Consider the following 15,488-nt stretch of genomic DNA (forward strand, 5'->3'; position numbering starts at 1 on the left):
TTAAAATCATTGAAAACGCTTGCTAAAATTAGGCGAAGGAGGGTCAATCATCAAAGGTTAAAAGGATTAATTGTTATATCCCAGCGCGTTTAACTATTTAATAAAGCGTTTTATATTATAGGGGGTTAATAATATGGAGAATAATATGTTGAAAAAGACGCCTTTTGTAAGGTTGGTAATCGCAGCAATGCTTGGTATTGGTACATCGATCGCACCATTAGTATTATTAAGCTTTGGACTTTCTACCTTTATTGTGATTAAAATTGTCGGACAAGAACATGCGACCGCTGCCTTTGCAACTGCCACTGGGATTTCTGGTATTGCTGTTGTCATTTTTGGACTATTTAGTGGAGTCATTGCAGATAAAACACGATTAAAGATGGGCAGAAGAAGATTTTGGATGATAGCGGGCAGTATCGGGGGAGCTCTTTCCATGTTAGCCCTCACCTATGCAACATCTATTCCGATGTTTATTATTGCTATATGTCTAGTGAATTTCTTTTATGGTATGGTTTCACTTTCCTGCTATGCGATTGTTCCTGAACAAGTAGAACCAGAGAAGTTTGGGCGAGTTTCCGGTTTAATCGGTGCTGCTGCACCAGCCTTTGTTATGACAGGACAAATGGTTATGGGAGCCTTTGCTAAATCTACACTTGAAGAAAAGATGATTACGATTATTATTGTTCAATTGATTGGTGGAATACTCGCTGCCCTTCTTATCAAGGATAATTATTTTGCTGGTGAAGAAAAAAGTGAGAAAAATTCAATTGGAATTCGTGGCTTCTATCCAAGCTTTAAAAAGCATCCTTCCTATACTTGGGCGCTTTTAACAAAGTTATTTATTAATTTTTCTAATGCTGGAATGGGTATGTTAACCTTGTTCTATATAGCAAGATTTCACTTAAGTGAAACAAAGATTTTCCAGTTAATGGCCCTTACTGCTCCAGCGATTATGGTAATGGTTGCAGCGGGAATTCTTGGCGGATTTCTATCAGATAAAGTGAAAAAACAAAAGCCGTTTGTTATGGGGGCAGCCCTTGTTACTGGAATCTGTTTAATCGCTTTTGCCTTCTCGTCAAACATTACTTGGGTAATCGTAGGCAACTTTATCTTCAACTTTGGTTTTGGAATGTACGGTGCAGTAGACACTGCCCTCGTAAACAGAATTCTTCCATCCAAAGAGAATGCAGCAAAAGATATCTCGATTATGAATACAACAACAAGTTTGTCATCCACATTAGTTAATTTCGCTGCTCCAGCCTTAATCGGATTAGGAGTCAAGATATTTGGCGGAGATGGTTATACACTGTTCTTCCTGGTACTAGCTGTATTTTCTATTCTTTCGGCTGTTGTTGTCCTTCCAATTCCTGAAATGAAATCAAAAAAGGAAAGCGGCCAGAATTCTACTAATGAACTAGTTGTATAATTATTAGATAAAAATAAAAAGGGGGTGGATGTACGTTGTATATTCATCCCTATTGTTATTAATTCATTTGTTAGCTTATTAAAGCGACAAGTTTTGATTGAGAGGAATCGTAAAATGACACTTCTAAAAGTAAAAGCATTAACTTGCGAATATCGAATAAATCCGCTAGGGATTGACATAAAAAGGCCTCGGTTTAGCTGGAAAATCGAATCAGATCGACGGGGAACAATGCAAAAGGCGTATCAGATTCAAGTTGCAAATCAAGAAGATTTTAATGAAGTCCTATGGGATACACGGATAACTCAATCAGATGAATCTATTCACATTGAATATAGTGGTCCAGAATTAAATCCTCGAACACGGTATTTTTACCGAGTTAAGGTCTGGGATAATTTTGATCGTGAAACAGAGTGGAGTGAAACAGCTTGGTGGGAAACTGGGCTGTTAAATTCTGATGAGTGGAAAGCAGAATGGATCACACCTGATCCTGACGGAATCGATCCCTTGAGCGAGCCCGCTTTTCTATTAAGAAAAGAATTTACTATAAAAGCCGGCATTTCATCAGCTCGTATTTATGGCACTGGTGTTGGGTTGTATGAATTATATTTAAATGGAGATCGTGTTGGTAACGAACTACTTGCACCTGGATGGACGAGCTATCATAACCGGCTGCAGTATCAGACCTATGATGTAACCGGGCACCTTCAAGATGGGCCAAATGCTATCGGAATAATGCTTGCAGACGGCTGGTATAAAGGAAATCTGGTCAGGGAAAATAACCGCAATATTTATGGCGATCGAAGGGCCGCTTTCTTCCAAATTTATGTGACCTATAATGACGGTACTGAAGAGGTCATAGTAACAGACAACACTTGGAGGGCTTCAACAGGACCAATTTTATTTTCAGAAATTTACCATGGGGAAACATATGATGCAAGGCTTGAAAAAGAAGACTGGAGCCAGTCCAATTATAGTGATCAGGATTGGACGGGTACAATCATTCAAGAAATGCCAATTACCCAGTTGGTGGCACAAGAAAACTACCCAACTCGTGTAACAGAAGTACTAAATCCAATAGACTCTTTTGTAACACCTGCTGGGGATACTGTTCTAGACATGGGTCAAAACATGGTCGGTAGAATTCGCTTTAAAGTGAATGCTCCTGCAGGAACTCGTATTGTCTTAAAGCATGCCGAGGTTCTAGATAAAGACGGGAATATTTATTTTGGCAATCTAAAATTTGCGAAACAACAAATAGAGTATATAACAAACGGTGGAAATACAGAAACCTATGCTCCGCATTTCACATTCCAGGGTTTCCGTTATGTGAAAGTCGAGGGCTATCCTGGCCAGGAAAACGGTCTACCGCTTGAAAACTTTATGGGTGAAGTCATCCATTCTGACATGGAGCGAACAGGTGAATTTGACTGTTCGGATCCATTAGTGAATCGGCTGCAGCAAAATATTGTTTGGGGGCAAAGAGGGAATTTCCTAGATGTACCAACAGATTGTCCGCAGCGCAGTGAACGGCTGGGATGGACGGCGGATGCACAAGTCTTCATTCCAACAGCTCTATTCAATTATCATGGTGGCCCATTTTTTACAAAGTGGCTCAGAGATTTAAAAGCGGATCAGCTTCCAGATGGCAATGTACCGTTTGTCATTCCGAATGTAGAAGGTGGAATGGGTTCTGCCGCTTGGGGCGATGCAGCGACGATTATTCCATGGACGGTTTATCAGACATATGGAGATAAACGAGTACTTGCTGAGCAATTTGACAGTATGAAGGCATGGGTAGAATATATCCGCAGGCAGGGCAAGAACGAATATCTATGGAACACTGGCTTCCATTTCGGTGATTGGTTAGCTCTGGATGCGAAAGAAAATAGCTTTGTTGGCGCCACGGCAAGAGATTTTATTGCCACCGTCTTTTATTCTCATTCAACTAGAATTTTAAGAGATGCGGCAGAGGTCCTTGGGAGATCAGAGGAAGTTCAGGAATATAGTTTCTTATTGGATAAAATTATCGAAAAATTTAATCATGAATTTGTTTCGCCATCAGGCAGATTGGTGTCTCCAACCCAAACCGCACATGTCATTGCCCTCATGTTTGATATGGTGGACGGAAAAGCCAAAGAACGGACGGCCTATGAGCTGAATCAACTACTTATTCAAAATGATTATCATTTGAATACAGGATTTGTCGGAACACCGTATATCTGTTTAGCTCTTTCAAAAGGCGGTTATCATGAAACCGCTGTTAAATTATTAATGATGGATGATTTCCCATCCTGGCTTTACCAAGTTAAAAAAGGAGCCACAACCGTTTGGGAACATTGGGATAGTATTAAGCAAGATGGTTCGTTCTGGAGTGACCAAATGAATTCCTTCAATCACTATGCCTACGGTTCGATTGGAAATTGGATGTATAAAGTCGTAGCAGGGATTGATATGGATACTGTACTACCAGCCTATAAGAAAATAAAAATCGAACCAAAATTTGCAGGTATTTCGTTTACTCAAGCAAAAGCTTCCTATGAATCCATGTATGGAAGGATTTTATCATCCTGGAACCTTACGAATGAAACGGTAGAAATAGAGGTTGAAATTCCTGCAAATACAACCGCAGAGCTTCTTTTACCTAAAGCGCATCTTGCTGATGTCCTGGAAGGAAATAAACCATTGGTTTCAGGGGATATTCATTCATATATGGAAACGGCAGAGGGGGTACGACTTACTATTGGTTCTGGATCTTATCACTTTAGGTATCGAAACGAGAGTGGATTAAAACCAAGGTTTACTGAAGATACACCAATTATTGATTTCCTAGATTACAGTGAGGCTGTTGCTGTTTTAGAGAAATTTGCCCCTAGTATCACAAAACCACCGGCTATTTTTTCAACAAAATCTAGAAGCTTGAAAGAATTGGCGGAATTACAAGAGGCGAATCTAACCGTTGATAAGGTTAAAGCCATTATGGAGGAGGTAAGTAAGTTAGAGTGGGGAGCAGTTTTGGTAAATTAATCGAACTTAGTTGCGTAGAATAGTTAAATATTTTTTTGATTTTTGAGCTGCATATAGGCGGCGCTGGATCCTATATTTCATGAGAAGTAGAAAAGCTGAAATATGAATTATATGATTAGAAAGTTTAAACACTAATTCGAATGGAACTAGTTTGAGTCAATCATTTTAAAGTGATTGGCTTTTTTTTTTGCGGTTGTTGGGGGATTTGTTAATATCTCCTGGAATTTGTTAATATGCCATCAAATTTTGTTAATATATCATGATTTTTGTTAATATACCTTGGATTTTTGTTAATATCGTCCTGATATTTGTTAATAAAGCGTTAAAGCAGTAAATTAAAGTCTTCTTTAGAGAATTTAGCTCAATTTAAGGAGCCGGTTTTAAATAGGGTGGTTTGATTGCGGATAGGCGTGTGTGGAGCACCTGTCCTTTTTCGCTTAAAAAACAAAAATATATTTGTTGGTTCTTTCTTTTTGCATTATATATATTTGTTTTTCAAAAAAATATGATATAGTTATAGTGAGAATAAGTAAAAAACAAATATAAAACAACATAAATAAAAATGTAGGGTTAGAAAGGGGCAGTAAAAGTGCTTGTAGCTGAAAGACAAAAAAAGATCGTCGAATTAGTTAATGAGCGATTAAGTATACGGGTTACGGAACTTAGCAAGATCTTCTCTGTAACAGAAGAAACCATTCGCCGTGATCTGGAGAAGCTTGAAAAAGAGAATCTATTAATGCGCTCCCATGGCGGTGCGGTTAGTATTGAGAAGGATCAAGGGGAAATTTCTTATTTAGAAAGAGAAATCACAAATGCGGAACAAAAGAAAGCGATCGCGGCGGCAGCCGTTCGGTTAATTGAGCAAGGTGATCAAATTGTGTTGGATGCTAGTACCACAGCATGGTATGTAGCAAAGGAACTGCCTGATATGCCTTTAACTGTATTGACAAACTCAATAAAAGTAGCGATTGAGCTTAGTAAAAAAGAACAAATCAAAGTCATTTCGACTGGAGGAACGTTACTCTCACAATCTTTATCATATGTTGGACCGCTTGCGGAACGATCCCTTAGTATGTACCACGTGAATAAAGCGTTCCTTTCCTGTAAAGGAGTTCATCTGGAAAGAGGGCTAAGTGATTTTAATGAGTCACAAGCGTTATTAAAAAAGCAGATGAGGGAAATCGCCGATGAAACCATTTTAATGGTGGATTCTAGTAAATTTGGAACACGTGCTTTTTCACAGATCGTTCCAGTTACAAATATCGACTGCATTATTACAGATTCAAAAATAGATAAAGAAACTAAAAACGAACTGGAAGAAAAAAAGATAAAGTTATTAATTGTAGACTAACAGGCCATAACTGGTCTGTTTTTTTACACTTTACGATAGATAGATGTATACTAGAAAAAATAAATTGATCTAATCAAGATGGGTGACCGTTATGAATTTTACCTATGAAATCATCGAAATGAATAAAGAACTGCCCTTGCATATTTTTTTAAATAGTGTGGATTATGTAACAAATCATTGGCATGACAGCATCGAGATCATTTTTGTTCTAAAAGGAAAAGTGAGTGTGTCAGTGAATGATAAGCGTTTTGAGTTAAATGAAAAAGACGTATTCCTGATCAATGCAAACGACATTCATGCCATTGGACACCAAGAAGAGAACTTATTATTAACGATACAACTGCCGATTCCTGACTTAAAAGAGAATGTAAAAGATGTCGACGCCTTTGTCTTCTCTTGTAAATCGTTTTTATATGATGAACAACACCAAGCAGAGTTTAATGAACTCCGCTCCTTGTTAGCGCAAATGATGTGGGTCATCAACAAAGAGGGCGAAGGATACGAATTACAAATAAAGTCCCTTTATTTTCAGCTAATCTATCTATTAATCAAAAATTTTAAAGAAGAGACAGAGAAGGAGAATAAACTTTCCAGTCAGAAACACATTGAACGGTTACTGAGAATTACATCCTATGTGAAGGACAATTTCAAGCAGCAGATTACGTTGAATGAATTATCGAAGATTGAGTTTTTGTCTGTGCATTACTTATCAAAGTTTATCCAAAAACATTTGGGGATGCCTTTTTCGAAATACGTCGATAGTATTCGGCTTGATCATGCTGTAAAAGATATTGTCTTTACCGATATTCCACTGACGCAGATTGCGCTTGATAATGGATTTGCAAGCGTAAAGGCCTTTAACCGGGCTTTTAAGGAATTTTACCATCAGACACCGAGTGAATACCGTCGTGCGATAGAGATGGAACCAAAGAAAACGGAGAGTAATAAGGTAACGCTTGCGAACTATGTGGAAATTGATAAATCACAGGCATTTCATCAACTGTTTGCTTTCCTTCCAAGTATTGAACAAGCCTTAGTGGTCGAAAATAAGGCCGTTTTAAAAAAGACCTTCAAAGTGAATGTCGGTGAAAAGGCACAGAAGCTTGCTCATACTTGGAAGAATCTTATGACTGTTGGAAAAGCAAAAGAGTGTCTATACACTGATGTGCAAAATCAGCTTAAGATGGTGAAGGATGCGACAGATTTCAAATATCTCCGGTTTCATGGGATTTTTGATGATGAGATGATGGTTTACGGAGAAGATGAACGGGGAGTACCTGAATTCAATTTTCTATATACAGATAAGCTATTAGATTTTTTACGAAATATCCAGGTTAAGCCATTTGTCGAGTTAGGCTTTATGCCAAGGGACTTAGCCGATCGTAATGAAACCGTGTTTTTTAAAGAAAGCAACGTAAGTAAACCAAAGGATATAGAAAAATGGAATGACCTCTTAAAGGCGTTTATTGGCCATTATGAGAACCTTTATGGGGAAGATGAAGTACTGCAGTGGTATTTTGAAGTATGGAATGAACCGGATTTTTATGTTTTTTGGCGAGGAATCTTCGAAGATTATTGCATGTTATATAAAAATACTTACGAAACGATTAAGGGAATTAATCCTCTTTATAAGGTAGGCGGACCAAGTATTGTTTCGATAAAAAACAGTGACTGGCTGCAGCAATTTTTAGATTTTTGCAAGAGAGAGAGCTGTATCCCTGATTTTATCTCGTTCCACAATTACTCACATGATGAAATGGATGTAAATAAGAAAAAGAATCTAACGAATGAAAATGCTATGGATTTTGGGTATATTTCAAGGGATGAACGCTTTCTGAAAAACCGTATAGCTGATCTCAAGCAGATATTGTTAGAAAATAATCTGGAAACCCTTGAAATTCACCTATCTGAATGGAACTCAACGGCTTACCATCGTGATTTAACGAATGATACTACTTTTAAAGCAGCTTATATCGTAAAAAATCTTTTGGAAAATATGGATTCCATCCAAAGTTTTGGCTATTGGACGATAACCGACTTAATTGAGGAAAGAAGAGCGGCGACGATCGATTTTCATGGCGGACTTGGGTTAATCACCAATCGTAACATTCCCAAACCTGCTTTTTTTGCCTATGAACTTATGGGGAAATTGGGTAATCAACTCGTTTCTCATGGGGAGGGATATTTTCTTACGAAAAGTTCTAAGGCTTATCAACTTCTTTTATATCACTATTGCCATTATGACCGGCTGTATTGTATGAACCAGCATGCCAATATTGATTTAGAAAATAGATACAATGTGTTTCTTAACCATGATCCAATGGAAATGAAATTTATCTTAAGTGATCTGAAAAAAGGAACATATAAGGTGAAACATTACCAATTAAATAGGAAAAATGGAAGTTCTTTTGATAAGTGGGTCGAGATGGGGACTCCGCAAACTTTGAGTACGGAAGAGATTAGCTTTTTGAAAAATTCTAGTGTACCTAGACTTCAATTAAGTGATGTCCGAATTGAAGAAGATTATATCCTAACCGCTAATCTTGACCCCCACGAAGTCCAATTATATGAAATTATTCCTCAAAAAACGTTGTAGCAGAATTATACCTTTAGTTCTCGACGGAATGTAAGTGAAGGCAGGAACCGACCTGCCTTTTTTTGTTGCAGAAAAATAGTACAAAGGAACCATAATAAAGAGAAATGACAATTTACGTACCTGCTTTGAACAAATATCGGATAGTGAAAAGGTTTTCATATCTCTATAATGAAGTACATAAGGAAGCGTTTCCAGTTACGAAGATTAGTAGGGAATAATCGAAATCATTTTTTTAAAGTAAAAAAGCGTTTTAATTTTAGGGAGGTAATAAAAATGGAGACTACTTTGAAGAATAAGACACCTTTTGGAAGATTGGTTGTCGCATCAATCCTTGGAGTTGGAACTGCAATAGCGCCATTAGTATTATTAGCGTTTGGACTAATTCAATTTATTATTATAAAAATTGTTGGGCCGGATCATTCAACAGCTGTTTATGGAACAGCATCGGGGATAACTGGTATTGCGGTGGTAATCTTTGGGCTGTTTAGTGGAATCATTGCAGATAAAACTCGTGTAAAGATGGGCAGAAGGCGATTCTGGATTATTGGAGGAAGTATCGGCGGCGCCATTTGTATGCTAGCTCTCGCGTATTCTACATCAATCCCGATGCTAGTCATTTCCTGGTGTTTGGCCCAATTCTTTTATGGTATGGTATCACTCTCATGTTATGCGATTGTTCCAGAACAAGTAGAACAAGAAAAGTTTGGTCGAATTTCGGGCATTATCGGTGCTGCAGCACCTGCTTTCGTAATGACCGGACAAATGTTAATGGGAGTCTTTGCTAAGTCTACCCAAAGTGAAAAAATGATTACTATGATTATTGTTCAATTAATTGGTGGGTTCCTAGCTGCTCTTCTTATTAAAGATAATTATTTTGCCGGAACAGCAACAAAAGCTGAAAAGAAGTCGTTTGGAATTCGTGGTTTCTATCCAAGTTTTATAAAGCACCCTTCCTATACATGGGCATTATTAACAAAGCTATTTATTTATTTTACAAATGCCGGAATGAATATGTTAACACTTTTCTATATCGCAAGATTCCATTTGAGTGAAACAAAGATTTTTCAATTAATGGGACTTACTGCTCCAGCCATCGGGATAATGGTTGCTGCTGGTATACTTGGTGGTTTCTTATCAGATAAGGTAAAAAAACAAAAGCCATTTGTTTTCGGTGCAGCCCTTTTAACAGGAGTTTGTCTAATCACATTTGCTTTCTCATCCAATATCACTTGGGTTATCGTAGGGAACTTTATCTTTAACTTTGGGTTTGGATTATACGGTGCTGTAGACAATGCCCTTGTAAACCGAATTCTTCCAAACAAAGAGAATGCAGCAAAAGACATCTCGATTATGAATACAACAACAAATCTAGCATCAACACTAGTAAATTTCGCAGCACCTGCTTTAATTGCTTTAGGAGTAAGCCTGTTTGGCGGAGATGGATATACATTCTTCTTCTTAGTTCTAGCCGCTTTCTCCATTCTTTCTGCTGTGTTTGTTCTTCCAATTCCAGAAATGGAATCTAAGTTGAAAGTCAATAATGATCTTAATGAAAAAGTAGTTTAATCAAATATTGAACAATAGGGGTGAACTATACTTAGATTCACCTCTATTGTTGTATAAGTTAAAGTATAATAGAAAATATAGGAAATTTATCAAGGGAGAGAAGATTAAATGCTAATTGAAAAAATCCAAGTTTGGGATGATAGTGAAACAGTCACCTTACATACTTATATTCTTAATAACTCGATGGAATTTCAAAAGGACCAGCTGCGCCCTGCGGTCGTGATTTGCCCAGGCGGTGGATATCTAGGGACCTCGGATCGTGAGGCTGAACCGGTGGCTATGCGGTTCGCTTCTCTCGGATATCATACGTTTGTTCTTCGCTATACGACCTATTTTAAGGAGAAGATTCAAGATTTCAATAATCTCCCTGCTCCTAATGAGAAATCAGCTTATCCGCAGCCATTGTTTGATCTAGCAAAGGCTATGCTCATCATCCGCGAAAATGCATCAAAGTGGTTAGTGGATACAAATAAAATTACTGTTTGTGGTTTTTCAGCCGGCGCTCATTTGTCAGCCAGCCTTGGTGTCCATTGGAATAACAGCTTATTAAATGAAAAGTTTAATGTTGATAATGAAGTGTTCAAGCCTAATGCAGTTATTCTTGGATATCCTCTAGTAGATTATCAGTTAATGAAGGAGAAGGTTGAAACAGAGGCTAATGAGTTTATTAAAGGATTCTGGGAGGTTTCAGGTAAAGCTGTATTTGGTACTTCTAATCCTAGTGATGAACAACTTTCAAAAGTTAGTCCAGTAAACTATGTATCATCGCAAACACCGCCAACATTTATCTGGCACACTGCTGACGATGATCTGGTTTATGCAGAGAATTCTTTACGATTTGCAACTATGTTGGCAAAACATAAAGTTCCGTATGAGCTGCATGTTTTTGAAAGCGGTGTACATGGATTGTCACTTTGTGATAAGACCACTGCAGGGGATGCAAGTCATATAAACCCAGAATGCAAGGTTTGGTTTGATTTAGCTCATAGTTGGTTGAAAAAGCATTTTAGATAGATTATAAAATATAAAAAACCATCCATTACGTTAAATATATATAAACATTAATGGATAATGAAAATAAAAGCCTGAATCTTTAATTACCAAGTAATTATGGATACAGGCTCTTTTTTATTTATTAGCACTGTTAATGAAGTGGGTAAAAAATATAAAGCTCCTAATTTTACATTGACAAGACTCTGTGATGCTCTTACAATTGAAAATGATTATCAACATCAATTAGGAGGAAGTTATATGTTTAAAATCATAAATAGTCGGAATTTTTTATTAACTTCTGTTTTTATTTTACTATTATCAACAGTATTACTTGGTTGTACCAACGCTAGTGATAAGGATGCAACTTCGGAGAATAAAAAGGATAACATGCTTACAATCGCTTGGGCGAGAGATGTGGGCGAAATGAATCCGCATGTTTATAATCCATCACAATTATTTGCTCAGTCCATGGTATATGAACCATTAGTAAGCTACGGAGAAGGAGGCGAGTTAAAACCTCATCTAGCAGAATCATGGGACATCTCTCAAGACGGAAAAGTATATACATTTCATCTGCGTAAAGATGTGAAATTTTCTGATGGAACAAGTTTTAATGCTGAAATTGTGAAAAAGAATTTTGATACCATTTTGAATCATATGGATCTACATAGCTGGTTGGGTTTTCTTTCAAAAATTCAAAGTACGGAAGTTGTCGACGATTATACGTTTAAAATGACATTAACTGAAGCCTATTATCCAACGATTCAGGAGCTCGCTGTTGTTCGACCAGTTCGTTTCTTAGGTGAAGCTGGATTCCCTGAAGATGGTGATACTTCAAAAGGGATTAAGAAGCCAGTTGGAACAGGCCCATGGATTTTAGAAGAGTATAAAGCGGATGAATATGCGATTTTCAAACGCAACGAAAACTATTGGGGTGAGCTTCCGAAAGTAGAAAAAATTCAAGTGAAAGTGATTCCTGATGCAGAAACGAGAGTACTAGCCTTTGAAAAAGGTGAAATAGATTTAATTTACGGAGAAGGGGTTATTAGTTTAGACGCCTTCAAACAATTGGAATCAACTGGTAACTACGAAGCTAGTATTTCTGAGCCAGTAGCGACAAGACAGCTTGTTATGAATACTAATAGAAAACAGCTTTCCGATGAGCGTGTCCGTCAAGCACTACATTATGGCTTTAATAAGGAAGCAATGGTAGAAGGAATTACTTCGGGACTAGAAGAAGCAGCCGATTTTATTTTACCAACAAACTTGCCTTACACTTCCAATATTGATGTTAAATCAACTGATTATGATGTAAAAAAAGCAAAAGCGTTATTGGATGAGGCAGGCTGGAAACTTCCTAAAGGGAAAACAGTTCGTGAAAAAGATGGACAACCGCTAGAAATTGAGATGATGTACGATTCAGCAGAATCCATTCAAAAAGCAATGGCAGAAACACTACAATCAGAATGGGCAGCCATTGGTGTTAAATTAAATATTACGGGGGTAGAGCTGGCGGATCAGGTTCAAAGATTTAAAGATAATGACTTTGATATTAATTTCTTTAGTAACTATGGTGCTCCATATGATCCGCATACATTTATAAACATTGTGGCTAAAGAAGGATTTGGTTTTAATGAAGCCATTTCAGCCTATCCGAACAAAGCGGAATTACTAAAGAAAATCGCACGTATTCCCCAGACAACTGACGAAGCAGAACGTCAACAGCTTTACACATCTGTTTTAACATCACTGCAAGACCAGGGAGCAATTGTTCCTATTTCATATATTAAGAAAACAGCGATTTATCAAAAAGATGTCACGAACTTCCATTTCTCTGCGAATCGTGACGAAAATCCATTCACAGGAATTAGTATCAAGCAGTAAGAAGGTAGGAGGCTATTATGGGCACTTTTATAATAAAACGAATAATGTCCATTATCCCGGTTTTTCTTTTGGCCGCACTTTTAACGACCGGGATGATCCACTTTTCTCCGGTGGATCCGGCCGAGGCCTATTTAACAGTAGCTCATATCGAACCGACCGATGAGATTTTGGCCCAAAAAAGACATGAGTTTGGTTTAGATCAACCATTTTTTATGCAGTATGTAAACTCTATTATGAAGATATGCCAACTTGATTTTGGCATATCTTATCTTACGAATAAGCCCGTTTGGGACGAGGTTATTTACCGAATTCCTGCGACCATCCAGCTAGCTTTAGGAAGTTTATTCATAGCGGTGCTCGTCAGTATCCCTCTTGGCTTTTTGGCAGGGGTAAAGAAGAACAGTGCGATTGATCATTTTAGTCGTATACTCTCATTTGTGGGGGCCTCCATTCCATCTTTTTGGTTAGGTTATCTTTTGATTTTTTTCTTTTCAGTAAAACTGGACCTTTTCCCAGTTGAGGGGATTGGGACATGGCTGCATCTTGTTCTTCCTTCCGTAACACTAGCTCTTCCTTTAATTGCGATGTATACAAGATTGTTGCGGACGAGCATCCTAGAAAATTTACAAGAGCCCTATGTGCTTTTCGCAAGAACAAGGGGAATTAAGGAAAAAACGATAATGGCCAAGCATGTCTTAAGGATCGCCATTTCACCAATGATTACGGGACTAGGGATGAATCTTGGAAAACTGTTAACGGGAACGATTATCGTGGAGACCGTATTTTCTTGGCCTGGGTTTGGTCGTTATTTTATTGAAGCAATTTTTAACCGTGATATACCTGTCATTCAATGTTATGTGTTTATTGCAGCTAGCTTATTTATTGTTAGTAATTTGATTGTGGATCTTATTCAAATGTATATTGACCCGCGCATATCCAGGAAAGAAGGGAATCGCTTATGATAACTAGTATACGTAAAAAATTCATAAGTCAAAAAGTGATTCCTATATGTTCGATGATTCTAGGTATACTTTTTATTATGGCGATAGTTGCCCCCTGGCTAGCACCAAATGATCCGACTGCGGTCAATTTAGTTTATAAACTACAGCCTCCTTCTTGGGAATTTCCATTAGGAACCGACCATTTAGGAAGATGTAACTTATCACGCCTTTTATATGGGGCACGAATTTCATTAGGTTTTGCCATGCTCATTTTCATTTCATCCTTAGTGATTGGTTTAATCGTTGGTACCTTTTCAGGGTATAAAGGCGGCTGGGTCGATCATGTTTTGATGAGATTTTGTGATGGTGTGATGGCTTTTCCTAGTCTTATCCTTATTCTTGGTTTGGTTGGTATTTTCGGACCTGGACTTTCACAGGTCATCTTGGCGCTAATGCTTGTCCAATGGGTCTATTACGCAAGAATGTTCCGAGGAATGGTTCTAAGTTTGAAGGAACAAAACTTTATTGCAGCCGCGAAAATAAGCGGCTCCTCTCAATGGAAGATTATTAAAAATCATATTGTTCCCAATGTACTCCCTCCATTAGTCGTAATGGGTACATTAGAAATGGGTTGGGCCATTATGGACATATCCGCTATGTCGTTTCTCGGCTTAGGAGTACAACCGCCAACACCTGAATGGGGAGCAATGATTCACGAAGGAAAGTCGTATATTCGTACAAACCCTGCCTTGATGATTTATCCTGGGTTAATGATTATGCTTGTTATTGTTACCTTCAATTTATTAGGAGAAGCGTTATCAGAACGTTACGGAGTCAAACGCGATTTTAAAAAGGAATGAGAATGTTGGGTAATGAACAGTCGAATGTGCTACAAGTTAGAGATTTACATGTAGAGGTAAAAACAAAGAATGGGGCTGCCACTCTCGTTCAAGATATAAATTTTGAACTGAAGCGTGGGGAGGTTCTTGGTCTAGTTGGGCAAAGTGGATGCGGTAAAACCGTTACGAGTATGTCCATTCTTCAGCTGCTCGATCGGAAAACCACTAAAGTTACAGGGAGCATAGAATTACAAGGACATGAATTGAACGGTTTAGGTGAGAAAGAAATGCGTGGAATTCGTGGTAAGGATATAGCCTTTATTATGCAAAATCCAATGAATGCTTTTACGCCTGTTTTTACAATTGGCCATCAATTTATTGAAACGATTCGTTCACATACACAATGGAATAAAAAACAAGCAACAGAGCTGGCCATTGAGGCGATGCATCATGTCAACTTACCAGATCCTGTTAAACTATTAAAGTACTATCCTTTTCAATTGAGTGGTGGTATGCTTCAACGGCTGATGATTGCGATTGCAGCATGCTTACATCCTTCGGTAATTATTGCTGATGAACCGACAACCGCACTTGATGTAAATAATCAAAAGAAAGTACTGTACCATTTAGATAAAATTCGCTCTGAGTTCGGCTCAGCTATATTATTAATTTCTCATGACCTCGGGGTCATTTCTGAAATGGCAGATGAAGTTGCCGTTATGCAGAATGGCCGAATCGTAGAAAAAGCGGACGTGTTCCAACTATTTGATGAGCCACAGCATGAATATACGAAAAAACTTTTACGTGCACGAACAGTATTACCATTCGATCAGTCTGTCAGCCATTTGGCTTAAAAATAGGCATTTTG

Annotated in this window: 10 protein-coding genes; all 10 read left to right on the forward strand. The window is 37.9% G+C overall.

What is annotated here, in order from left to right:
• The first annotated feature begins 133 nt into the window (after positions 1 to 133).
• The 10 genes from AAHB15_RS01450 to nikD all read left to right on the forward strand — a co-directional run bounded on the left by AAHB15_RS01450 (position 134) and on the right by nikD (position 15,474).
• A complete protein-coding gene (locus AAHB15_RS01450) occupies positions 134 to 1,426 on the forward strand; it encodes an MFS transporter (RefSeq protein ID WP_342041620.1) in 1,293 nt (430 codons plus the stop codon).
• A gap of 114 nt (positions 1,427 to 1,540) precedes the next feature.
• Positions 1,541 to 4,450, forward strand: coding sequence for a family 78 glycoside hydrolase catalytic domain (locus AAHB15_RS01455; protein WP_342041621.1), 2,910 nt, complete (start codon positions 1,541 to 1,543; stop codon positions 4,448 to 4,450).
• A gap of 589 nt (positions 4,451 to 5,039) precedes the next feature.
• Positions 5,040 to 5,801, forward strand: a complete 762-nt coding sequence (locus tag AAHB15_RS01460) for a DeoR/GlpR family DNA-binding transcription regulator (RefSeq protein ID WP_144562754.1) — start codon at positions 5,040 to 5,042, stop codon at positions 5,799 to 5,801.
• 91 nt (positions 5,802 to 5,892) lie between these two features.
• The gene (locus tag AAHB15_RS01465) at positions 5,893 to 8,397 is read left to right on the forward strand and encodes a GH39 family glycosyl hydrolase (protein WP_342041622.1); all 2,505 of its coding nucleotides are present in this window, start codon (positions 5,893 to 5,895) and stop codon (positions 8,395 to 8,397) included.
• Between the two features lie 273 nt (positions 8,398 to 8,670).
• Complete coding sequence (locus AAHB15_RS01470) at positions 8,671 to 9,963, forward strand: MFS transporter (RefSeq protein ID WP_335572556.1); 1,293 nt, start codon at positions 8,671 to 8,673, stop codon at positions 9,961 to 9,963.
• Positions 9,964 to 10,071: 108 nt separating this feature from the next.
• Positions 10,072 to 10,977 carry an alpha/beta hydrolase gene (locus AAHB15_RS01475; RefSeq protein WP_335572555.1) on the forward strand — a complete coding sequence of 302 codons (906 nt, stop codon included), beginning with the start codon at positions 10,072 to 10,074 and terminating at the stop codon, positions 10,975 to 10,977.
• Between the two features lie 237 nt (positions 10,978 to 11,214).
• A complete protein-coding gene (gene nikA, locus AAHB15_RS01480; RefSeq protein ID WP_098995959.1) occupies positions 11,215 to 12,840 on the forward strand; it encodes a nickel ABC transporter substrate-binding protein in 1,626 nt (541 codons plus the stop codon).
• Between the two features lie 17 nt (positions 12,841 to 12,857).
• Complete coding sequence (nikB, locus tag AAHB15_RS01485; RefSeq protein WP_342041623.1) at positions 12,858 to 13,802, forward strand: nickel ABC transporter permease subunit NikB; 945 nt, start codon at positions 12,858 to 12,860, stop codon at positions 13,800 to 13,802.
• Entirely contained in the window at positions 13,799 to 14,641 is an 843-nt protein-coding gene (gene nikC, locus AAHB15_RS01490; protein WP_098995957.1) for a nickel ABC transporter permease subunit NikC, read from the forward strand. Before nikB ends, nikC begins: the two co-directional genes overlap by 4 nt.
• 5 nt (positions 14,642 to 14,646) lie before the next feature.
• Entirely contained in the window at positions 14,647 to 15,474 is an 828-nt protein-coding gene (gene nikD, locus AAHB15_RS01495; protein WP_342041878.1) for a nickel import ATP-binding protein NikD, read from the forward strand.
• Positions 15,475 to 15,488 lie beyond the last annotated feature (14 nt).

This window comes from Bacillus sp. OTU2372, from assembly GCF_038440275.1.
Lineage (GTDB): Bacteria > Bacillota > Bacilli > Bacillales > Cytobacillaceae > Neobacillus > Neobacillus bataviensis_B.